Annotated in this window: 18 protein-coding genes; 14 read left to right on the top strand and 4 right to left on the bottom strand. The window is 39.5% G+C overall.

Going from position 1 to position 22,713, the window contains the following annotated elements:
- Genes walK through FFM68_RS01255 form a run of 4 tightly spaced genes read left to right on the top strand, consistent with a single transcriptional unit; the run spans window position 1 to window position 4,845 of the window.
- Entirely contained in the window at window positions 1-1,830 is a 1,830-nt protein-coding gene (walK, locus tag FFM68_RS01270; RefSeq protein ID WP_137617635.1) for a cell wall metabolism sensor histidine kinase WalK, read from the top strand.
- On the top strand, window positions 1,827-3,140 hold the full coding sequence (locus FFM68_RS01265; RefSeq protein ID WP_137617634.1) for a YycH family regulatory protein: 1,314 nt from the start codon (window positions 1,827-1,829) through the stop codon (window positions 3,138-3,140). Before walK ends, FFM68_RS01265 begins: the two co-directional genes overlap by 4 nt.
- On the top strand, window positions 3,141-3,986 hold the full coding sequence (locus tag FFM68_RS01260; protein WP_137617633.1) for a two-component system regulatory protein YycI: 846 nt from the start codon (window positions 3,141-3,143) through the stop codon (window positions 3,984-3,986). It abuts the gene before it with no gap.
- Between the two features lie 49 nt (window positions 3,987-4,035).
- On the top strand, window positions 4,036-4,845 hold the full coding sequence (locus tag FFM68_RS01255) for an MBL fold metallo-hydrolase (protein WP_137617632.1): 810 nt from the start codon (window positions 4,036-4,038) through the stop codon (window positions 4,843-4,845).
- Between the two features lie 85 nt (window positions 4,846-4,930).
- Here FFM68_RS01255 and FFM68_RS01250 read toward each other — a convergent pair whose 3' ends face one another.
- Together FFM68_RS01250 and FFM68_RS01245 are read right to left on the bottom strand one after the other, a co-directional pair.
- Window positions 4,931-5,551 (bottom strand): NAD(P)-dependent oxidoreductase, encoded by a 621-nt coding sequence (locus FFM68_RS01250; protein WP_137617631.1) that lies wholly within the window; start codon window positions 5,549-5,551, stop codon window positions 4,931-4,933.
- 139 nt (window positions 5,552-5,690) lie between these two features.
- Window positions 5,691-6,332, bottom strand: coding sequence for a CPBP family intramembrane glutamic endopeptidase (locus tag FFM68_RS01245; RefSeq protein ID WP_137617630.1), 642 nt, complete (start codon window positions 6,330-6,332; stop codon window positions 5,691-5,693).
- 195 nt (window positions 6,333-6,527) lie between these two features.
- On the opposite strand from FFM68_RS01245, the gene groES reads away from it, so the two are divergent.
- The 10 genes from groES (at window position 6,528) to FFM68_RS01195 (ending at window position 21,133) form a co-directional block, all read left to right on the top strand.
- Window positions 6,528-6,812 carry a co-chaperone GroES gene (gene groES / locus FFM68_RS01240; protein WP_137617629.1) on the top strand — a complete coding sequence of 95 codons (285 nt, stop codon included), beginning with the start codon at window positions 6,528-6,530 and terminating at the stop codon, window positions 6,810-6,812.
- Window positions 6,813-6,835: 23 nt separating this feature from the next.
- A complete protein-coding gene (groL, locus tag FFM68_RS01235; protein ID WP_137617628.1) occupies window positions 6,836-8,461 on the top strand; it encodes a chaperonin GroEL in 1,626 nt (541 codons plus the stop codon).
- Between the two features lie 420 nt (window positions 8,462-8,881).
- Window positions 8,882-11,797, top strand: coding sequence for an NADH-dependent flavin oxidoreductase (locus tag FFM68_RS01230; RefSeq protein WP_137617627.1), 2,916 nt, complete (start codon window positions 8,882-8,884; stop codon window positions 11,795-11,797).
- Window positions 11,798-11,948: 151 nt separating this feature from the next.
- The gene (locus tag FFM68_RS01225) at window positions 11,949-12,305 is read left to right on the top strand and encodes a DUF1827 family protein (RefSeq protein ID WP_137617626.1); all 357 of its coding nucleotides are present in this window, start codon (window positions 11,949-11,951) and stop codon (window positions 12,303-12,305) included.
- Between the two features lie 269 nt (window positions 12,306-12,574).
- Complete coding sequence (locus tag FFM68_RS01220; RefSeq protein ID WP_137617625.1) at window positions 12,575-14,047, top strand: nicotinate phosphoribosyltransferase; 1,473 nt, start codon at window positions 12,575-12,577, stop codon at window positions 14,045-14,047.
- A gap of 15 nt (window positions 14,048-14,062) precedes the next feature.
- Window positions 14,063-14,887 (top strand): NAD(+) synthase, encoded by an 825-nt coding sequence (nadE, locus tag FFM68_RS01215; RefSeq protein WP_137617624.1) that lies wholly within the window; start codon window positions 14,063-14,065, stop codon window positions 14,885-14,887.
- 129 nt (window positions 14,888-15,016) lie between these two features.
- Entirely contained in the window at window positions 15,017-16,816 is a 1,800-nt protein-coding gene (locus FFM68_RS01210) for an LTA synthase family protein (RefSeq protein WP_137617623.1), read from the top strand.
- 22 nt (window positions 16,817-16,838) lie between these two features.
- On the top strand, window positions 16,839-17,612 hold the full coding sequence (locus FFM68_RS01205; protein ID WP_137617622.1) for a tRNA 2-thiocytidine biosynthesis TtcA family protein: 774 nt from the start codon (window positions 16,839-16,841) through the stop codon (window positions 17,610-17,612).
- 213 nt (window positions 17,613-17,825) lie between these two features.
- Window positions 17,826-20,504: a cation-translocating P-type ATPase gene (locus FFM68_RS01200; protein WP_137617621.1), complete on the top strand. Its 2,679-nt coding sequence runs from the start codon at window positions 17,826-17,828 to the stop codon at window positions 20,502-20,504.
- Between the two features lie 203 nt (window positions 20,505-20,707).
- On the top strand, window positions 20,708-21,133 hold the full coding sequence (locus FFM68_RS01195; RefSeq protein WP_137617620.1) for a hypothetical protein: 426 nt from the start codon (window positions 20,708-20,710) through the stop codon (window positions 21,131-21,133).
- A 254-nt stretch (window positions 21,134-21,387) separates the two neighbouring features.
- Here the strand turns inward: FFM68_RS01195 and FFM68_RS13065 are convergent, their stop codons facing one another.
- Together FFM68_RS13065 and FFM68_RS01190 are read right to left on the bottom strand one after the other, a co-directional pair.
- Window positions 21,388-21,549 carry a hypothetical protein gene (locus FFM68_RS13065; protein ID WP_167483427.1) on the bottom strand — a complete coding sequence of 54 codons (162 nt, stop codon included), beginning with the start codon at window positions 21,547-21,549 and terminating at the stop codon, window positions 21,388-21,390.
- A gap of 49 nt (window positions 21,550-21,598) precedes the next feature.
- A complete protein-coding gene (locus FFM68_RS01190; RefSeq protein WP_137617619.1) occupies window positions 21,599-22,618 on the bottom strand; it encodes a lactonase family protein in 1,020 nt (339 codons plus the stop codon).
- Between the last annotated feature and the right edge of the window lie 95 nt (window positions 22,619-22,713).

Raw genomic sequence — 22,713 nt, 5'->3', positions numbered from 1 at the left:
ATGGAAAAGAGAGTCCGTTTTTACCGATCAGTCAATTTTAAGATTGCTTTTTCGTTTATCTTGATTTTACTGATTTCGATTGAGATCATCGGTGCTTATTTTATCCGAGGACTTGAGACATCAACGATCAACAATTTTACAAAAGATATGAATCAGCGCGTTTCGCTGCTGAGTACAACTCTCGGAACTGCGATGGCAGAAGACAGCGAGAATGAGGGAACACAGCTGCAACGTATCCTTGAGAATAATACTGCCGCTGATATCACTGAGATGTGGGTAGTAGACGACAAAGGAATCGTGATAGCTACCAATGATGTGGGCCAAAAAGACTCGATCATTGGTAAGAAAAATGAATACAGCGATATTGATGATTTTTCAATAAAACAGTATGTAACACTGGATGATAATAATAAACGTGTATGTATCAATGTCCAACCTATTCAGTCCCCGACCGGCGATTCGGCTGTGATCGGGGCTCTTTATGTTAAAAGCGACATTGAACAAAAATATACAGAAATTAGTAATACTGCCTTGATTTTCTTTACTGCATCATTGATCGCCGGTTTGATTTCGATCATCGTGTCGTTATTAGTAGCGCGCTCGATCACTAAACCAATCAAAGAGATGCAAAAACAAGCGGTTCGAATTGCTCAAGGCGACTATTCTGAGAAAGTTGATGTGCAAGGCCATGATGAATTGAGCCAACTAGCAGAAACTTTCAATAAACTATCTGATCGGATCGAAGACGCGCAAGATACGATGGAAGCCGAGCGCAATCGATTAGATAGTGTTTTGACCCATATGACAGATGGAGTCATTGCTACAGATCGCCGTGGGAAAGTCATCACGATCAACGAGATGGCGTTATCGCTCTTGCACACGACAAGTGAACAGGCAATTGGCCAATCGATTTTGACGTTGCTTGATTTAGAAGAAGAGTACACACTGCGGAAACTATTGGAAGCACCTGAAGAAATTTTGATTGATCGCTCGACATCTGATTTAGAAGAAGATCGCATGACACTGCGTTCAGATTTTGCGATGATCCGCCGTGAATCTGGGTTTATCAGCGGGTTGGTTGTCGTATTACACGATGTTACCGAACAAGAAAAAACCGCAGAAGAGCGCCGTCAATTTGTTTCAAATGTCTCTCATGAATTACGGACACCGCTTACGAGTGTTCGCAGTTATCTAGAAGCATTGGAAGAAGGCGTGTGGAAAGACGAGATCGTTGCTCCACAATTTATTCACGTGACATTAGGTGAGACTGACCGAATGATTCGGATGATCAATGATCTGTTGAATCTGTCTCGGATGGATTCAGGTGCTCAGCGATTAGATTTGGAATTGGTGAATTTCAACGAATTGGTTGATTATGCGTTGGATCGCTTTGATATGATGGTGACTAGCCAAGAGAAAAATTATCGAATCGTCCGCGAATTTACAGAACGTGATTTGTGGGTTGAAATCGATACTGATAAAATCATGCAAGTTATCGATAACATCATGAACAATGCGATCAAATATTCCCCAGACGGCGGGAAAATCGAGGTTCATTTAATGGAGACTCATAACAATGTAGTCTTAAGTATTTCTGATGAAGGTTTGGGAATTCCTAAAAAAGATTTGGAAAAAGTGTTCGAACGTTTTTACCGAGTGGATAAGGCGCGAGCTCGCCAACAAGGCGGTACAGGGTTAGGCTTAGCAATCTCTAAAGAAGTCATGAAAGCCCATCAAGGTCAAATCTGGGTTGAAAGTGTTGAAGGTAAAGGATCAACATTCTATATTTCTTTACCTTATGAACCTTATGAGGAGGATATTTGGGAATGAAATTATCAGAAAAAATCCTTCGCACCGCGCTCGTTATTTTGATCTTGCTGAGCCTTGTCTTGACTTATGCTATTTGGTTGAGTCCAACTTCCAAAACAGCCAATGTGAATACTAGTAAACAAGCAGTAAAAAATGATCAGAACTATGCAAAAGCGACGGATGCTTTTTTACCGATCCGAGGAATTTGGAATGTAGCCGAAGGAAAATTTCAAACTAGTAGTGAGAATTTATTAGCAACAACGCAAGCTCGATTGACCGAAGGAACGTACGGTCAGCTTCACGAAGTTTCACAAAATGAAGAAGAAATCCAAAAATATTACAATTTAGATAACGGAATCGAGTTGAATTATGAGGGCGGATTTTTATTGTCTGAGTATGTGAAGGTCTTTGATATGCCGGTCAGTTTGGAATCGCTAAAAGAAGACACGAAGATTACTTTTTCACAAATCCAAGTCGACTTCTCTAAGAAAAAGATTCGTTTTTTAAATTACAATAAAGGTACCGTCTATGAAGCGACGATCTCAGCTGATTTTACTGGGCTGACATCGGTTTTTCAAAAAAATCAGACGCGTTACTTAGAAATGTCTGATGAAGATCCTTTAGTACCACGTTTATTGCGGACGAAAGATCGGGTTCGCTTGAAAAAATACAGTTATATTTTGACGACACAATCTTATTCGCTGTTCCGCAACGCCTTTTTCCGCAATCCGGACCAAGCGAAAGGAGAGGAAGAAGCTAATGGTGCACGTTCTTTTGTCAGTGGGCATGAAGAGCTGATGATGGACGAACAAAAACGGCTGGTCACCTTTAAAGGTGAATTGCCAACGGATTTGACTAAAGAAAGTGTTTACAGCCAAAGCTTCAACTATGTCAGTCGATTAGGAACAGCAGTCGGCAACTTGCGCTATTTTGACCATCACGAAGGGCAAATCAATTATCGGATATTCGTCGAAGGCTACCCAGTCTTCAGCAATTCATCCAAAGGTAAGATGAGTGTAAAAGTCGAGCAAGACCCGAATGCGTCAACACCTCAAGTTACGATCGAAACTAGTATGGATACCGTTCAAGTACCGATTCCTTCAGATGAAGAGGTTGAGTTGGCAAGCACTTTAGAAGTTGAAAACAATCTAGCCGCAGCCGGGATCGACCTTACGAAGGTCCAAAATTATATCATTGGATATAGTTGGCAAGACATCGATGGTGTAAATAAATTAGTAGCTTTGACTCCGGAATGGTTCGTCAAATATGACAACACGTGGTATCCTGCAAATCAGTTGATGCAAGGAAACCTAGAAACGGGGGCGAACTAATTGGATTTTAGAAAAATCGAGTGGATCTTTCTTTTCGTTTTCATGGGGCTGAATATCTTTCTTTTCAGTATTTACTGGAGCAATCAGCATGAACAAAATCTGGTCACGAATTCAAATCAACGAGAAGATATTATGCGTCGTTTGGAAAATGACGGTATTACGATCAAAGATGAGATTTCTGAAGCGCATCAAGAAGGGTATTATTTAAGTGCGGAACAAGACGATTTTGACTCTTTAGTTAGTGACGCAGCCAATCAAACAATTGCTCAAAATTCGAATGTTTCAGATAAAGTTTTAACTAATTATCCAACTAGCGAAGCGACTTTTGATTTAAAAAAAGCGACGAATAGTTTCGACCGTTTAATGAAGGACAAAGCCTTTGTTATGAATGGTGAAGAGTATACGTACTTGCCGGATATTTCAAAAAAAGACGATGAGCTAGGAAAAATCGTGGGTGCGCAAAGTTATGAAGGCATCCCATTCATCGACGAGACTTCGCGAATAACATTGGATATCGGGGAGAGCAACGATCAAGAACAAGTAGTAAAATACACTCAGACACGGGTGAAAGAAATTGAACCGTTGCGGGAGAAAATGGCACTGTATTCCCAAAAAGAAATTTTGAATACTTTGTACATCAATAATAATATTCCAAATAAATCAACGATCACCAATATTTATCTCGGCTATTTCAAAACCCTTGAAGTCCGTGAAAAAAATGTTTATGTCCCTGTTTGGTTCGTTAAGATAAAGACATCAGACAAGACGACACAAATTGAAAAAGTCAATGCTCTGAATAATCAAGTGATTACGAATAATTTAGTTCCGAAGGTGGAAAATCCCTAAAAAGGGTTGTATACTGAGAACAGTTTTTAAAAGAGGGGACCAAGTGCTCATGTTAGAATTAAATAATGCCTTCAATGTCAGCATTTTAGCTAGCGGAAGTACGGGTAATTCTTTGTACTTAGAGAGTCCGAAAAAAAGTATTTTAGTTGATGCTGGGTTGAGTGGGAAAAAAATCACTTCGTTATTAGCAGAAGTTGATCGAAAACCTGAGGATTTAGATGCGATTTTAGTCACTCACGAACACCGTGATCATATTCATGGCGTCGGAGTGCTTGCAAGAAAATATAAACTCCCTGTCTATGCTAACGAAAAAACATGGGAAGCGATGGCTCCTTTGATTGGAAAAATCGATGTAGCACAAAAATATATCTTTGAAATGGGAAAAGTTCTGACTTTTGGCGATTTCGATATTGAAAGTTTTGGTGTTTCCCACGATGCGGCAGCACCGCAATTCTACCGTTTTTATAAAGATGGTCATTCGTTTGTGACATTGACTGATACAGGGTATGCCAGCGAACAAGTCAGAGGAACGATCCGTGACGCTGATGCGTACTTAGTTGAAAGCAATCACGATTTAGAGATGTTGCGTATGGGAGCGTATCCTTGGAGTTTGAAACAACGGATTCTGGGAGATCGAGGACATTTATCCAATGATGACGGAGCATTAGTCATGACTGATATTCTAGGTGATCGGACAAAACGTATTTACTTAGGACATCTAAGTAGAGAAAACAATATGAAAGAATTGGCACATATGACGATGGAAGAAACATTGACGCGGTATGATCTTGGAGTGAACCATCAATTTCAAATCTTTGATACCGATCCCGATAGTGCGACTGAACTATTTGCGGTTTAAAAAGTGACTGAAAATATGTACAGCAAAAAACATTCATTTATAAAAAAGGACTGCGACCTAATCAGGTCACAGTCCTTTTTGCCTTTTAATTAAAGACACTATAATGTTGATTTAGATGTTGCGGTTCGACAACTTCATCAATGATCGCAATCGCATAATCCGCCATACTGATTTCGCTAGCACCAGCTGCATTTTTTTGTAAATGATCATCGCTTAGTTGATACTTCCCGGTGCGCTCGCCGTTTGGAACAAAATTTGCGGCAGGACTCAGATAGGTCCAATTTACATTATCTGTAGTTTTCAATTTCAAAAATGCTTGGTACATATTGTAAGCAGTTGGATAATAATCTGCCTTAGGATCAGAAAAATCGATCATTCGGTGGGTCTCATCGATAAATAAAGAAGAGGCACCGCCGACAACGATTAAACGAGTATCTGTTCCTTGTAAAATAGTGCTGAGATGTTTTAGTGATGTTTGATGCAGTTCTTCTTGTCCCAACGGCGGACGAAAGGCATCGATTACGACATCAAATGAAGCCAATTCTTCTTTCGTAAGATCAAATAAATCTTTAACTAAAACGGGAACATCCACCGTTAATTTTTCTGGATGGCGTACGATAGCCGTAACTGCTAGATCACGAGCTAGTGCTTCTTGTAAAATCAAAGATCCGGCGTTTCCAGTTGCGCCGATAATTGCTAGTTTCATAAAATGACCTCCACATTTGTTGTTTATTTTGAATGATTAGAATAATTTAGTTCTTAAATAAAAAATCTTCTTAAACTAAGTACACCTAGTTTAAGAAGATTTTTCAAAAAAGGCAAAAGATTTGTATCGGTGAAACAAACTATGATTGCAGTGCTAATTGAGTCAGCACAACTAACAGATTCATCCCTACATGAGTGATCATTGAAGTCCAAATTCGTCCGCTATAGTGATACATTCCGCAGAACAAAAAGCCTAAACCGGCATATAAAAGATAATGACCATCATTATGCGCTAGAGCAAAAAGCACTGAACTCAGCAGTGCCGGGATGAAAAAACCGAATCTTTTTTCCAATGAACCGAAAATTGCACGCCGAAAGACAAATTCTTCCATAATTGGTCCAGCAATCGTCGTTGCTAAAATAAAAATCATATTATCTCGAATCAATTGGACGATCGTTTGCGTATTTTGTGAAGAAACAGATTGTCCTAAAAAACGCTGTTCGATTTGTAAGATGACCATCTGTAGTAATAAAGAAACTGGGACACCAATGATTCCAATTAAAATTGTGATCGGAACATTTTTTTTCTGACTCTCCAGACTGAATAACTGCGATTTGAAGCGATAGAAAATCATCAACAGTGCGCCAATAAAATAAGCAAATGTTGTCAATTGAATGATCTGTGCCGAACTTGCCTGAAAGACCTGCTGAAATATAACAGGCGAAAACAAAACCAGTCCATAAGTAAAGATCGTAATAAAGCTATATATTTTTTTATTCATATGTTTTCCTTTCCAGATACTTGTTGTGTTCAAGTATAGCATAATTTCTTTAATCGCTTAGCAGGAGAAAATTTAAAAAAGCAATCGAAGGACTTGCAAAAAGAACTAGAAATGGTATTATAAGAAATGTGAGTTAGCACTCTTGGTTATTGAGTGCTAATTATTAAAAATCATTACTAGTTGGAGGGATTTATCGTGTTAAAACCATTAGGTGATCGTGTCGTTCTTGAAGTCACTGAAGAAGAAGAAAAAACAGTTGGAGGCCTAGTCTTAGCTTCTGCGGCCAAAGAAAAACCACAAACAGCGAAAGTTGTGGCAGTTGGTGAAGGGAATGTACTGGAAAATGGTCAAAAAAGTCCAATGCCAGTAGCTATTGGTGATATGGTAATGTTTGAAAAATATGCAGGTACAGAAGTTAAATATGACGGCAGTGAATACTTGATTATCGCTGCAAAAGATATTATGGCAATTGTAGAATAAAAAATTAATGAGGTGAAAGAATCATGGCAAAAGATATTAAATTTTCTGAAGACGCACGTGCAGCAATGCTTCGTGGTGTAGACAAATTAGCAGATACAGTAAAAGTAACATTAGGGCCAAAAGGACGTAATGTTGTTCTGGAGAAATCTTACGGCTCACCATTAATCACTAATGACGGTGTAACAATCGCAAAAGATATCGAATTAGAAGACCATTTTGAAAATATGGGCGCAAAGCTTGTTTCTGAAGTAGCTTCAAAAACTAATGACATCGCAGGTGACGGTACGACAACAGCGACTGTCTTGACTCAAGCCATTGTTCGCGAAGGATTGAAAAATGTGACTGCTGGTGCGAACCCAATGGGAATTCGTCGCGGAATCGAATTAGCAACAAAAACAGCGGTGGAAGAATTACACAGCATTTCTAAAGTTGTTGATTCAAAAGATGCGATTGCTCAAGTTGCGGCTGTTTCTTCTGGTAGTGAAGAAGTCGGCAAATTAATTGCTGAAGCTATGGAAAAAGTCGGCAACGACGGTGTTATCACAATTGAAGAATCAAAAGGGATCGATACAGAATTAGATGTCGTTGAAGGAATGCAATTTGACCGTGGTTACTTATCACAATACATGGTAACTGACAACGACAAAATGGAAGCAGCTTTAGAAAATCCATACATCTTGATCACAGATAAAAAAATCTCGAACATCCAAGACATCTTGCCTTTGTTAGAACAAGTCTTGCAACAATCTCGTTCACTATTGATTATCGCTGATGATGTTGATGGCGAAGCGTTACCAACGTTAGTCTTAAACAAAATTCGTGGTACATTTAATGTAGTAGCAGTTAAAGCTCCAGGTTTTGGCGATCGTCGTAAAGCAATGCTTGAAGATATCGCAGTCTTAACAGGTGCAACAGTGATCACAGAAGATCTTGGTTTGGATCTTAAAGAAGCAACTATTGAAAACTTAGGAACTGCTGGTAAAGTAGTTGTTGATAAAGACAATACAACAATCGTTGAAGGTGCTGGCGATAAAGCCGCATTGACAGATCGTGTTGAAATGATTAAACGTCAAATCGGTGAAACAACTTCTGATTTTGATCGTGAAAAATTACAAGAACGTTTAGCAAAACTTGCTGGCGGTGTTGCAGTAGTTAAAGTCGGTGCAGCAACTGAAACAGAATTAAAAGAATTGAAATTGCGGATTGAAGATGCATTGAACTCAACACGTGCTGCTGTGGAAGAAGGAATTGTTTCTGGCGGCGGAACTGCATTAGTCAATGTGATTCAAAAAGTTTCTGACTTAGCTGCTGAAGGCGATGTAGCTACGGGTATCAAGATCGTCGTACGTGCTTTAGAAGAACCTGTTCGTCAAATCGCTGAAAATGCTGGTTTCGAAGGTTCAGTCGTGATCGATAAATTGAAAAATGCAGATCGCGGTACTGGTTTCAACGCAGCGACTGGCGAATATATTAATATGATCGATGCGGGTATCGTTGACCCAACAAAAGTTACTCGTTCAGCATTACAAAATGCAGCCTCTGTATCAGCATTATTATTAACCACTGAAGCAGTTGTCGCTGACAAACCGGTTGAAGGCGGAGCAGCTGCACCAGCAATGGACCCATCAATGATGGGCGGTATGATGTAATCAAGCGTCAAAAAAATAGTAGTAAAAATAATTTAGGTTTGCTTAGCAATCGGTAAAAAAGATAACTGTTTTTACGCAAACTGTTAAAGCAACATTTAATACAACAGACTAGGATAGGAACATATCCTAGTCTTTTTTTGTCTTAAAAAGGATTTTTACTCGTTGAATAGTTAGGGAGCTAGTTAGTATACATAAATTTCATCTATCGATTATATGAAAATAAACTATTGGAATTTATCAATTGAATTTCTTACAATGAGCATAAGAAGTGTTGATCCTTGTTCATAAATTATCAAGTAATGATTTATGGCGGGTGAAAAATTATCACGGAGCAGTTAGATTTTTTAGTCTACGCGTGTTTATTCATGTGAAATTAGTTACATATTAAATATTAAGTGTTCATACTGAAAGGAGAACCCTATGTTAAGAAATTTATTCGATGAGATTCCATTGTCATCAGGTGCAAGTTTTAAAAATCGTCTGTTTATGTCACCAATGACTACGCAATCTGCTTTTTATGATGGTGAGATCACACAACAAATCATCGACTATTATGCCTTTCGTTCAGGTGATGCGGCGGCGATCATTGTTGAAAGTTGTTTTGTTGAGGATAAAGGTCGCGGATTTCCGGGCGCTTTAGGAGTAGATACGGATAAAAAAATCGCTGGTCTAGCTGAATTAGCCACGGCGATCAAAGCAAAAGGATCAAAAGCTATCATGCAGATCTATCATGCTGGTCGAATGGCTTGGCCTGAAATCAATGGCGGAGCAACACCAATTTCTGCAAGTCCTGTAGCGGCGTTACGACCAAATGCCCCTGTTCCTCGTGAGATGACGGAAGAACAAATTTTAGAAATGATCACTTTTTTTGGCGATGCAACGCGTCGTGCGATTCAAGCCGGCTTTGATGGAGTAGAGATTCATGGCGCCAACACATTTATTTTACAACAATTTTTCTCCCCCCATTCTAATCGCCGGGAAGATGCGTGGGGCGGCAGTCGGGAAAAACGCGCAAAATTCCCACTAGAAGTGATGCGTGAAGTTCAACGTGTCGTTGCTGAACAAGAGGCTGAGAATTTTATTATCGGTTATCGTTTTTCACCTGAAGAGTTGGAAGAACCAGGGATCCATTTTGAAGACACGATGTATTTATTGAATGCGCTTGCGGACTTGCGACCGGATTATTTCCATTTTTCAATGGGTGCGTATACGCGACCTTCGATTGTGGAATCAGATGATCCAGAACCGTTGATCACAAAATACTTGGCACAACGTTCACCGGTATTGGCTCAAATCCCAATCATGGGTGTGGGGTCGATCTTGCAACGAACAGATGCTGAAGATGCGTTGAAATTAGGTTATGATTTATTAGCAGTTGGTAAAGGTTTCTTGATTGAACCAAACTGGGTAAACATGATCAAAGAAAATCAAGAAGTGATCGACTATGCGCATGTCGACGCACAGCGCAAATTGTTGATTCCAACCCCATTATGGGATTTTATGGCATATATGGTCATTGATCCAGAAGAAGAAAAACTCAAACATGAACGACTAAAAGAATTGCAGAAAGTGAAACTGACTTTCAAACCTGGTACTTATACGGTGGAAGCAAAAGGTCATAACAGTGAACTTGCAATGAATGTAACTTTCTCCGAGGAACGGATCGAAAAAATCGAAGCAGATCAAAGCAATGAATCTGAAGGATTATCGGATCAAGTGTTTATTCGTTTGCCGCAACAAATCATCGAAGGTCAAACATTGAACGTCGATGTGATATCTGGTGCGTCGGCTTCCAGTCAAGGGTTGATCGATGGAGTAGCAGAAGCGGTAGAACTGGCAGGAGCCAGTGTGGAAGTATTAAAAGCTCGGCCAAAACCAACGATTCAATGGTCAAAAGAAGTCGTTGAAGAAACGGCTGATGTTGTCATTGTCGGTTCAGGTGCTGCGGGAATAGCAGCGGCATTACGAGCTGATCAACTGGGCTTAAAAACGATTTTACTAGAAAAAATGAGTTTTGTTGGTGGGGCAATCTCCATCAGCGGCGGAAATCAAGTGGTCATGGGCTCGAAATTACAAGCAGCAGCTGGAGTTACTGATGATACAGTAGAATGTATGGTAGAAGACTTTTTAGCTAACGGCAGTGGATTGAATGTCCCTGAATTGTTGCAGACATTAGCAGAAAATGTTGGTGAAGCAACTGATTGGGTTCATGAATACTTAGGTGTTGAATACGATATGAAGACAGGTCTGCATACGTTAGCCGAGTATCGAAAAAATCGCGAACTAGCTTATGAAGATGGCGGACATGGTTTTGCTGCAAGTGCTAGAAAAGCGTTAGAAAGAAGCAACGTAACGATTTATTTGCAAACCAAAGCAGAAAGTTTATTGACTGATGGCATGGGCAAAGTTATCGGTTTAACCGCTGTAGAAGATACTGGCAAACGTCATAATATCCATGCACCAGCAGTGATTTTGACAACGGGCGGCTATGGCAACAATCCTAATTTGTTAAGTGATAAGTTGAATAATATTTTATTTTATGGAACAAAATCTTCGACAGGCGACGGAATCTTGATGACCACGACGCCAGAATTAAATGCAGCGACTCGTTTGATGGAATATGGGAAAATCTATCCAAATGGAGTAGAAGTTTCGCAAGGTTATGCAAAATCAACGATTGGCGGAAACCTTGCAGTATTAAAACGCAATGGACTGCTGGTAAATCCTGCAGGAAAACGAGTAATTAATGAACGGGCAAGTAATAAAGAAATCTTGGAAGTACTGCTGAAGCAAGATCCTCAAATGCTATTTTTATTATTGGATGCTAAACATTTTGAACTGTTTGCTGATGCTGTGGAAGAAGGCGGCATTACCCGTGAAGATTTAGCGCGCTGGATGAGTAACGAAAACGAGGCGCCACAATTTTTCAAAGCAGCGACATTGGAAGAATTAGCAGAAAAAGCTGGCATGGCTTACGGAAGTCTAGTTGAGACCGTGGCACGCTACAATGGCTGGGTAGAAAAACAAAAAGATGAAGACTTTGAGCGTCAATTAGAGTTCTTGCAAGAAAAAATCGGGGAAGGTCCGTATTACTTGATTGAACAAAAACCTCGTTTTGCAACAACGATGGGCGGTTTAGTCGCAAATCGCAAACTACAGATTATGAATCGCAACGATCAAGCGATTGACGGATTGTACGCGGCCGGTGAAGTAGTTGGTGGTGTAATGGGCAGTGATTCACCGTCTGGAGCAAATAATGCCTGGGCACTGACTTCCGGCAAGTTGGCAGCAGAAAGTGTCCAAAAAACAATCAAAGTTGAATACGTGGCACAATAAAAGTAATCCTGAGGCATCTGTCTCAGGATTTTTTTCTTTTTTTATAAAAATATTCCATTCATTAAAAAACAGTTGATCGATATGGTAAAATAATCAATGAAATGAAAAATAACTCATGTAAACTAAAATAGATGAAGATAGGAGAATGTCAATGAAATTGATCGAGACCCCGTTAAACAGTAATGTTAATTTAGAGACGTTATACCCTAATTTAACCAAGTATTTCTTTGATAATCGGCAGGCTGTAAAGCTGCTTAAATTATATGCATACGATCGCACAAAAATTATTTATGTGGATCGTTTTGACACGATCGACTTATTGTTATTAAATCGTCAACGGAAAATCAGTCATCAAGAAGTGGACACGATCATTCGTCGTGTATTAAAAGTCGAACGAAAAGATGTCACCGTAAATGTTGGCTATAAAAAGCAGATCCTAGAAGCAGGATTGCGTCCGAAAGAATCCTATAAAGATATCATCGCGGTAGAATACAAAATTTCAAAATAATGCTGACTAAAGGAACAATGAAATAGCCTGTGTTAAACACAAATTGAGCATACGGAGATGAAAAAAATCCAGCGATTTGCTAAACAGTGAGGCAGTTTTTTAGCAGAAGCTGCGGCATATAATTGTCGCAGCTTTTTTTGTGCGCTTTTTAATCATTTTATGTTCAAAATTTCTTATAGTAGTTGGTCAGCTAGAACGACTCACTCAGACCTCTTATGATATAATGAACGAAATAGTTTAAATTACTAAAACGAATGAGGAGCATGACTATGAAAAAGTTGTACAAAGATGACAGTTTGACACTTCATACGGACCTTTACCAAATCAATATGATGAAAACTTATTGGGAAACGGGTCGAGCAGATCTTCAGGCTGTATTTGAGTGTTACTTCCGCAATATGCCATTTGATAATGGCTATGTCATCTTTGCCGGTCTTGAACGACTTGTAAATTATTTGGAAGAATTGACTTTTAGTGAAAGTGATTTGGCCTATCTATCTGAGGTCGAAAAATATCCATCAGATTTTATTGATTATTTACGCGACTTCAAATTCACTTGTACAGTCCGTTCAGCAGTAGAAGGCGAATTGGTTTTTAACAATGAGCCGATCATTCAGGTGGAAGGACCACTGCTGCAATGCCAACTAGTCGAAACGGCACTTTTAAATATCGTTAATTTCCAAACACTGATCGCGACTAAAGCAGCACGGATCAAATCGGTGATCGGTGATGATCCATTGTTAGAATTTGGGACACGTCGGGCACAAGAAATGGATGCTGCTTTGTGGGGAACTCGCGCAGCTTATATTGGCGGAGCAGATGCAACAAGCAATGTCCGCGCAGGAAAAATTTTTGGGATTCCAGATAGCGGAACCCACGCGCACTCACTGATTCAATCGTATGGCAATGACTACGATGGATTCAAAGCATACGCTCAAACGCATCGCGACTGTGTCTTTTTAGTTGATACGTATGACACGATCAAATCTGGTGTGCCAAATGCAATCAAAGTAGCGAAAGAAATGGGAGATAGGATCAATTTCTTAGGTGTACGAATCGATAGCGGCGACATGGCTTATATTTCTAAACGGGTGCGACAACAATTGGATGAAGCCGGTTTCCCGGATGCGAAAATCTATGCTTCGAATGATTTAGATGAAAGTACGATCCAAAACTTGAAGATGCAACACGCCAAAATCGATGTTTGGGGTGTGGGCACAAAATTGATTACAGCCTATGATCAGCCGGCGCTCGGTGCAGTCTTTAAACTAGTATCCATCGAAAACGAGCAAGGGGAGATGGTAGATACGATCAAACTTTCCAGTAATGCAGAAAAAGTCACGACTCCCGGTAAAAAACAAGTTTGGCGAATCACCCGTAATTCTGATGGCAAGTCAGAAGGAGATTATGTGACGCTGTGGAGCGAAGACCCGCGCAAACAAGATGAAATTTACATGTTCCATCCGGTATATCCGTATATCAATAAAACCGTGAAAGATTTTGAAGCACGGCCGATCTTGCAAGATATCTTTGTGGACGGAAAACGAATTTATGAACTGCCAAACTTAGAAACAGTCAAGCAGTTTGCTAAAGACAGACTAGATTCATTATGGGAAGAATACAAACGCGGTCTTAATCCGCAAAAATATCCAGTCGATCTTTCTACAGAGTGCTGGAACCATAAGAACACTATTATGGAGCAAGTGCGTAAATCTGTGATGAAAACAGAACAAGGAAATTAAAGGAGTAGATTTTTCATGACGCTGCAAGCAGAGATCATCAAACAATTAGGGACCAAACCAACCATTGATCCGCAAGAAGAAATTCGTAAAAGCCTGACTTTTTTAAAGGCGTATCTTAAGAAATACCCTTTTTTAAAAACGTTTGTTTTAGGAATCAGTGGAGGACAAGATTCTTCATTAGCCGGTCGTTTGGCACAACTTGCTATGGAAGAAATGCGACAAGAAACAGGGAATGCGGATTATAAATTTATCGCTGTTCGCTTGCCTTATGGTACGCAAGCTGATGAAGCGGATGCTAAGAAAGCACTCGAATTTATCAAACCAGATGTTAGTCTAAGTGTGAATATCAAACCTGCAGTGGATGCGCAAGTTGTGGCTTTAACAGAAGCGGGTGTGGCCATCAGTGACTTCAATAAAGGAAATATCAAAGCACGCCAACGAATGATTACGCAATACGGTATCGCCGGCGACAATCAAGGGGCAGTCATCGGAACCGATCATGCTGCTGAAAATATCACTGGCTTTTTCACAAAATTTGGTGACGGCGGCGCGGATATCGTTCCGTTATTCCGTTTAAATAAACGGCAAGGAAAACTGCTACTAAAAGAATTAGGCGCGGATGAATCCTTATACTTGAAAGTTCCAACAGCTGATCTGGAAGATGGCAAGCCATTAGTCGCCGATGAAGTTGCTTTGGGCGTAACATATGATAATATCGATGATTATTTAGAAGGTAAAGCAATCAATGCTGATGCTCAGAAAACGATTGAGTCTTGGTGGAATAAAACACAACATAAACGGCATCTGCCAATTACGATTTTTGATGATTTTTGGAAATAAACGGTTTAGCGAAGAGTTGTCTTCGCTGAACCGTTTTTTATAGTCGATGGTAGATCAAGTTTTTCGTGTTCTTTACTTTAATTAGTTTTCTCGCTAAACTAATTAAGAACACATGAATAGGAGAGAGCTATGCAAAAATTTCGAAATCTTCCTTGGCAGCTGCTGCTGAAAATCGGCGGCGTGTTAAGTGTAATCATTGTTTCAAATCTTTTTTTTCAACTGACACAAAATGAATTCTCATTTGATCTGGCATTTAAATTTGCTTTTTCTTGGCACACAGAAAAATTTTTTTTAGGCTGCTTAGTGCTGCTTATTTTTTATGGCTGGCTCAGCAGTCTTTTAGGCTCGCTGAAGCTGGGGAGTATCGTGTATCTTTTAGTAACGATTGGGATCGGCAGTGCCAATTTTTTGAAAATGAACTATCGGATGGAGCCGATTTATCCAGATGATTTAAAAATGATCATTGAATTTGGTATGATCCGCGATATAGTCGGGCTTCCGCTTTTTCTTTTGTTCTTATTACTTATAGTAGCCGGTGTGTGCGTCCTCTTTTTTAGTTGGAAGAAGAGCTTAAAGCTCGGGAAAAAACAGCAGTGGGTACGTATCGTTGGGTTTGTTTTGACCAGCAGTTTATTGTTCTATATCGGAAGTTTCAATCAGCAAGCTAATTTATTACGTAAAGCGTATAACAAGACTGCTTTGTGGATTCCTTATAGTCAGAAGATGAACTATTATAATACCGGTTTTATCGGCGGCTTCTTATACAACTTGCCGGTGGACGCGATGGAAAAACCGAAAGATTATTCTAAAGCTAAGATCAAAGAAGTAGTCGATGACTATCAAGCAGAAAAAGATTCTGCCGCTGAAAAACCAAACATTGTTTATGTCATGAGTGAAAGTTTTTCTGATCCACAACGTCTGAAAGGATTAGAAATTTTAGGCGGTGATCCGTTGCAAGACTATCGTTCAGTAGCTGGACAAACATACAGCGGGCAAATGTTGTCGCAAAATTATGGCGGTGGGACGGCAAATATTGAATTTGAAGCATTGACTGGTTTTTCGATGGCGCTTTTTAATGCGCAGATGACCACGCCATATACAATGTTAGTTCCAGAGTTTGATTCCTTCCCGTCGTTGGTAGGGACGTTAAAAAAACGCGGCTATGAGACAACGGCAATCCATCCGTACAATACTTCAATGTATAAAAGAAAGGATGTCTATCAAACGTTTGGCTTTGATCAATTTTTAGATGAAAAGACAATGAAGCACACAGCTAAACTCGAAAATAATCCATATATTTCTGATGCATCGGCATATAAAGAAGTCTTGGCACAATTGAAAACTAAGACGCCGCAATTTTTGCATCTTGTGACAATGCAGACACATATGCCTTATGAAGATAAATATACAGAACTGCCATATATTGCTAAAGGAGATAACAGTTCCGCAGTCCGCAGTTATTTGCAAGATATCGCCTACAGCAGTGAAGCACTAAAAAGTTTTTTGAAAAAATTAGATAAATTACCTGAACGAACACTGGTCGTTTTTTGGGGGGATCATTTGCCGGGAATTTATTCTGATACGATTCAAGCAGCCAATCAAGGTTATCGATTGCATGAAACGGAATTTTTGATGTATGACAATCGTCATAAATTACCTGCTCAGCAAGTGACGACCAGCCCGTTTTATTTTGCCGCAGATTTATTTCAACAAGGACAGCTGCAAATGACCGGATTCCAAAATTTATTAGTCACACTGCAAAAAGAACTCCCCGCTTTTGAAAAAGGAATGTACTATCAAAGCGGACAATGGGGCAAAGAAGCCCGATTGAACAACGCACAAGAAAAGATTTACCAAGCGTATCAATTGATTCAGTATGATATTACAGCGGGGGAACAGTACAGTTTGCAAGAAAATTTTTTTGAATAAATAAAAGAAAGGAACGATCAGGATGGGATTTAAAAAGAAAGACAATCAAAATTATTATAATCCGCTACGCCGTGCGATTTTAACGTATCAAATGATCGAACCTGGCGACAAAGTAGCAATCGGCATGAGCGGAGGAAAAGATAGTACTACCTTGTTGTATTTATTGGATCGAATTCGGCGACAGCGACGTTTGGGCTTTGATTTTGAACTTGTCCCGATTTTTCTTGATATGGGATTTGACGAGTGTGACAGCACACCGATGCAACAGTTTGTAGAAAGTTTGGGCTATCAACTTGAAATTGTTCCAACAACTATCGCGAAGGTTGTTTTTGATATTCGAGCAGAAAAGTCGCCGTGCTCGTTGTGTGCTAAATTACGGCGGGGAATCTTGTATAATCGCGCGAGTGAACTTGGTTGTCGAAAAGTTGCTTTGGGTCATCATATAGATGACGCCATCGAGACTTATTTCATGAATTTTTTATTCCATGGACGATTAAGTAGTTTTGAACCGAAGAGCTATTTATCAAAGACTAACGTGACCTTGATTCGTCCAATGATTTACTTGGAAGAACAACAAATCATCCGGTTGGTGAAACGAGAAGAACTTCCAGTCGTTTTTAATCCTTGCCCAGTAGATAAAAAGACAAAACGGGAAGAAATCAAAAACTTGGTGACCAGCGTTGCTAAAAACTATCCAGATATCCGGGAAAAGTTTATAATGGGAATAGAACGAGGTACAACTGAAGATTTTTGGACAAAAGTCTCTAGTGGAAACTCTTACAACTCATTAATCTGAAAGTAGTGATTGTATTCCAGCCTTTGCTCATGCTATAATTCGTTTTGTATTCATGAGGGAGTAACTAGCAGCGTAAGCTGTGACAACGCCACCAGCAAGAAAAGAAATTTTTCTGGTGTTGTCTTAAATAGTGAGACTTATGTATGTGTCTTTTCGCATACACAAGTCTATTTTTTTACTTCCAAAAGGAACACCAATTTAAGGAGGAAAATAATGTCAGAGGAGAAAAAGCAACAACTACTAAAGCCTTTTTACTCAGAGGAAAAAGAGCAGGTTTTAGCGGAAGTTCAAACGACCGAAGAGGGCTTGACCTCTGCTGAAGCGAAAAAACGCTTAAGCGAGTATGGTCAAAATGAATTAGACGAGGGCGAAAAGAAAAGTATGCTCGTCCGCTTCTTAGAGCAATTCAAAGATTTGATGATCATTGTTTTATTATTTGCGGCAGTGATCTCGGCAGTAGTTTCTCACGAAGTGGTAGATTCGATCATCATTCTAGCCGTTGTTATTATCAACGCAGTGATGGGGGTTGTGCAAGAATCTAAGGCAGAACAAGCGATTGAAGCATTGCGTGAAATGTCTACACCAAATGCGAATGTTCTACGTGACGGCCATATAAGTTCTGTAAAATCAACGGAACTTGTTCCTGGCGATATCGTTATGTTAGAAGCAGGCGATGTGGTGCCAGCAGATCTACGGCTAATCGAAGTTGCTTCATTAAAGATTGAAGAAGCAGCGTTGACTGGTGAATCAGTTCCCGTTGAAAAAGAATTGATCGTAATCGATGAAGGGGAAGTCGGTATCGGCGATCGTGTCAATATGGCTTACTCAAACAGTAATGTAACTTACGGTCGCGGTAAAGGTGTAGTTGTTAATACCGGAATGAATACCGAAGTCGGAAAAATTGCGAATATGCTGGCTCAAGCAGATGAAACGGAAACACCGTTGAAATCGAACTTGAATCAATTGAGTAAATTCTTGACCTTTGCGATTATTATTATCGCGATTGTTATGTTTTTCGTTGGTATTTTCTTCAATGATACTTCTTGGATCGATATGTTATTGACTTCGATCTCATTAGCTGTTGCCGCAATTCCAGAAGGTTTGCCTGCAATCGTTACAATCATCCTTGCTTTAGGAACACAAGTGATGGCAAAACGAAATTCTGTTATTCGTAAATTACCAGCAGTTGAAACATTAGGTTCAACAGATATCATCGCTTCAGATAAAACTGGGACCTTGACATTGAACCAAATGACGGTTGAAAAATTATATGTAGACGATCATCAATATGATGCGAATGGCGAAGTACCAGTCGACAGCATGGCGATGAAAGTAATGAACTACGCCAATGATACAAAATTTGCTCAAGATGGCAGTTTGATTGGTGACCCAACGGAAACCGCGTTGGTTCAATTCGGTTTGAATAATAATTTTGATGTACAAGAAAAAGTAGCTGAAGAACCTCGTGTAGGCGAATTGCCGTTCGACTCAGATCGTAAATTGATGAGTACGTTGCACAAAGAAAAAGACGGCAAGATTTTAGTTGCTGTTAAAGGTGCACCGGATGTCTTACTAAATCGTGCGTCACAAATTTTACTAAATGGTCAAGTTGTACCAATGACCGACAAAGAAAAACAAGCTATTTTAGCGAACAACAAAGACATGGCCCAACAAGCATTGCGTGTTCTAGGAATGGCTTATAAATATGTCGATCAAGTTCCAGCAGAATTAGAATCTGAAGTAGTCGAAAATGATTTGATCTTCGCCGGTTTAGTCGGTATGATCGACCCTGAACGGGCTGAAGCAGCCGAAGCAGTTCGTGTAGCTAAAGAAGCAGGCGTTCGTCCAATCATGATCACTGGTGACCATAAAGATACTGCTGAAGCGATTGCCGTTCGTTTAGGTATCATCGAAAAAGGCAATGATGATGCTGTTATGACAGGGGCACAATTAAATGAAATGTCTGATGAAGAATTTGCCCAAAAAGTAGAACATTATTCTGTTTATGCTCGTGTTTCTCCAGAACATAAAGTTCGCATCGTGAAAGCATGGCAAAAAGAAGGCAAAGTAGTTGCTATGACTGGTGACGGCGTCAATGATGCGCCTGCTTTAAAACAAGCTGATATCGGGATTGGTATGGGAATTACCGGAACAGAAGTTTCTAAAGGGGCTTCTGATATGGTGCTTGCCGATGATAACTTCGCAACGATCGTTGTTGCTGTTGAAGAAGGACGTAAAGTCTTCTCGAATATCCAAAAAGCAGTTCAATATTTGCTAGCTGCTAACTTAGGTGAAGTATTAACGCTATTTATCGCAACATTACTTGGCTGGGATACGTTATTGCCAATTCATTTGTTGTGGATCAACTTAGTAACTGACACGTTCCCAGCGATCGCTTTAGGAATGGAACCAGCGGAAAAAGACTTGATGCAACACAAGCCTCGCGGCCGTAGCTCAAATCTATTTTCTGGCGGCGTCTTCTCAAGTATCATTTACCAAGGGATCTTAGAAGCTGCTACTGTACTATTTGTTTACTGGTCTGCGATTCAATGGCCAGTCCACACAACTTATGTTGAGATCCATTCAGATGCATTGACAATGGCATTTGCGACATTAGGTTTAATGCAATTGTTCCATGCTTTCAATGTGAAGTCTGTCCATCAATCATTGTTCAAAGTTGGTGCGTTCCGTAATAAGAGTTTCAACTGGGCGATCTTACTATCCTTTGTATTGATGATGGTAATCATCGTAGTTCCTGGTTTGAATGATGTCTTCCGCGTAGCTCATCTTGATTTATATCAATGGGGAATCGTTATCGGAGCATCATTTGCGATCATCCCAATCGTTGAGATTGTAAAATTCTTCCAACGCAGTACTCAAAAAGAAAGCTAAGCTAAAAATCAAACTTCGCATGGATCCTGATATCAGGAATCATGCGAAGTTTTTTTGATTAGATGAAGAGTTTTAAGCAGTCATTTTTAGCAAGTTGTATAAGTAAACATGAAGCAATGGTTAATATTTTCTGCGTGACTTTGCATATCGAACAAAAATCGGTAAAATGAAAGTATCAAAAGATAGAAGGTAGGAATAGATAAATGCGACCTAACACAGGATTTTATGCACGAGAAATCAATGAGATCGTTCAAAATACAGAAAAAATGGGTGAACGTTTGCATCCGAGTTATGAAGAGATCCGCCAAGCAATCGATGATAAGAAAATCACGGAATTTGATCAAGAAAAATTATCTGAGATCCATGAATTATTTAAAGAAGGAACGCAATTCTATCAATTGAATTTAGAAAAGATCGGTTTACTTAAAGCTCCGGCAAAGGTAATGGGGAATCATCGAAGTTTTGAAAAAGCTTATGCTCAATACGTAATCGGCTGCCAAGAAATGACTGACAGCTTGTTACCGACTGTGGATGAAGCAGTCTTCAATGCTGCTGAAAAAAAACAAGATGATGCGACAGATACTATTTACAAAACGATTCAAAAAATCACGAACTTGTTATTGAAATAATGAACAATCCTTAATAAAACAGAAAAAAAGTTTTCTAATTGTATTATAACGTTATTTTAAGTACGTTTGAGAATGAATCAGGTATGATTGTTTCATAACCAATAACAACCTTTTCTTTTTCATTTTCATTGCATTTAGGCAATACTCCTTTTGCACCGATTTGCCGATCGGTGCTTTTTTATTTAGCTGACTAAACTGAAATACTATTTAGTCGAAAAAGGGACTGTGACGAAAGTCACAGTCCCTTTTTGAAATTAATTTTCGACATTTCTCACATAGTTTTCGAAATAGTCATCTAAATCTTTTTTGATTTTTTGATAGTCTTCTTCAGTGTAATCTTTTTCTTCCAATCGGCCTTTAAAATTAGGCAGGTTTAGTTCTTTTTTTAAGCGTTCGATCACTGCATCTTTATCCATCAAGAATACTCCTTTCTGCTAGCATTTATTGTTGCGAATTCAATCTGCTTTAACAGAAATAGACACAAACGGCTTCTGGTGCAAAGATATCTTTTTGGATCATGGTCAATAAGCCATATTGACTATCACGGCGATAAAGGGTCAGATTGTCACTGTTTTGGTTAGCAGCAACGACATACGCATTATCTGGGCTCAAAGCAAAGTCACGTGGGAAATCACCTTCTGTAGAAATAGATTGGATCCGTTCGAGCGTTAAGCCGTCTTCAGCAATTGCGAATACAGCAATCGAATTATGTCCGCGATTCGATGCATAAAGATAGCGGCCATCATTTGATACTCGAATGGCAGCACCGCCATTTTCACCAGCAAAGTCTTTTGGTAAAGTTGAAATTTTTTGTTTTTGCGTAAAACTACCATCCGTTTCGTCATAAGTTAAGACACTGACACTGCTGTCTAATTCACCAAAAAGATAAGCAATTTTTTTAGTTGGATGGAAGACTAGGTGGCGAGGACCAGTTCCTGGTTCTGCTAAATAGACTGCAACTTTTTCAACAGCGCCAGTTTCTGTGACGTCATAGGTATATACACGATCAGTTCCAAGGTCGCAAACAACTAAACGCTGATCAGGTGAAAGATCCGTATAATGGGTATGTGCTTTGTCTTGGTTTTTATGCGGGCCTGTCGGTTCATCATGAAAAACTGTTGCGGCAGCTTTAAGTGAGCCGTCTGGCTGAATCTTGTAAGTAGCTAGTTCTCCTTTATGATAATTTGCTCCGTAAACTAATTGCCGTGCTTCATCGACTGCTACATAACAAGGGGATGCTCCGTCTTCAGTCACTGCATTCAAGAATTTATTTTGCGAGTCGTAACTGGAGATTCCGCCTTGACCATCACGGCTAGTCACTGAGTAAAGAAAATCTTCTTTGCTTTGAGCAAGGTAAGTAGGACTGTTTTCTTCCGTTACTAATGTAAGATTATTTAATGTTTCGGCTGCAGTATCCAGTTCGATTTGATAAATTCCTTGGCTGATCCTGCGTGTGTAAGTACCTAAAAGTATTTTGTAGATCATGGAAAGACCTCCTTCATTGTATCTACATTTTAGCAAGTTTATTCCCGCTTGGATAGCGCTAACTTTGTGATATAATTGAAAAATAAATGTGAAAA

It is taken from the genome of Enterococcus xiangfangensis (genome assembly GCF_005405365.1).
Lineage (GTDB): Bacteria > Bacillota > Bacilli > Lactobacillales > Enterococcaceae > Enterococcus_A > Enterococcus_A xiangfangensis.
This window is presented reverse-complemented; position numbering and strand designations above follow the sequence as displayed.

Excerpts from the sequence above, each read along its gene's own strand:
- FFM68_RS01205 (WP_137617622.1), top strand. The coding sequence starts at position 16,839 with ATGGGATTTAAAAAGAAAGACAATCAAAATTATTATAATCCGCTACGC.
- FFM68_RS01245 (WP_137617630.1), bottom strand. The coding sequence starts at position 6,332 with ATGAATAAAAAAATATATAGCTTTATTACGATCTTTACTTATGGACTG.
- FFM68_RS01200 (WP_137617621.1), top strand. The coding sequence starts at position 17,826 with ATGTCAGAGGAGAAAAAGCAACAACTACTAAAGCCTTTTTACTCAGAG.
- FFM68_RS01255 (WP_137617632.1), top strand. The coding sequence starts at position 4,036 with ATGTTAGAATTAAATAATGCCTTCAATGTCAGCATTTTAGCTAGCGGA.
- FFM68_RS01195 (WP_137617620.1), top strand. The coding sequence starts at position 20,708 with ATGCGACCTAACACAGGATTTTATGCACGAGAAATCAATGAGATCGTT.
- FFM68_RS01230 (WP_137617627.1), top strand. The coding sequence starts at position 8,882 with ATGTTAAGAAATTTATTCGATGAGATTCCATTGTCATCAGGTGCAAGT.
- FFM68_RS01225 (WP_137617626.1), top strand. The coding sequence starts at position 11,949 with ATGAAATTGATCGAGACCCCGTTAAACAGTAATGTTAATTTAGAGACG.
- nadE (WP_137617624.1), top strand. The coding sequence starts at position 14,063 with ATGACGCTGCAAGCAGAGATCATCAAACAATTAGGGACCAAACCAACC.
- FFM68_RS01190 (WP_137617619.1), bottom strand. The coding sequence starts at position 22,618 with ATGATCTACAAAATACTTTTAGGTACTTACACACGCAGGATCAGCCAA.
- FFM68_RS01265 (WP_137617634.1), top strand. The coding sequence starts at position 1,827 with ATGAAATTATCAGAAAAAATCCTTCGCACCGCGCTCGTTATTTTGATC.
- FFM68_RS01210 (WP_137617623.1), top strand. The coding sequence starts at position 15,017 with ATGCAAAAATTTCGAAATCTTCCTTGGCAGCTGCTGCTGAAAATCGGC.
- groL (WP_137617628.1), top strand. The coding sequence starts at position 6,836 with ATGGCAAAAGATATTAAATTTTCTGAAGACGCACGTGCAGCAATGCTT.
- walK (WP_137617635.1), top strand. The coding sequence starts at position 1 with ATGGAAAAGAGAGTCCGTTTTTACCGATCAGTCAATTTTAAGATTGCT.
- FFM68_RS13065 (WP_167483427.1), bottom strand. The coding sequence starts at position 21,549 with ATGGATAAAGATGCAGTGATCGAACGCTTAAAAAAAGAACTAAACCTG.
- FFM68_RS01250 (WP_137617631.1), bottom strand. The coding sequence starts at position 5,551 with ATGAAACTAGCAATTATCGGCGCAACTGGAAACGCCGGATCTTTGATT.
- FFM68_RS01220 (WP_137617625.1), top strand. The coding sequence starts at position 12,575 with ATGAAAAAGTTGTACAAAGATGACAGTTTGACACTTCATACGGACCTT.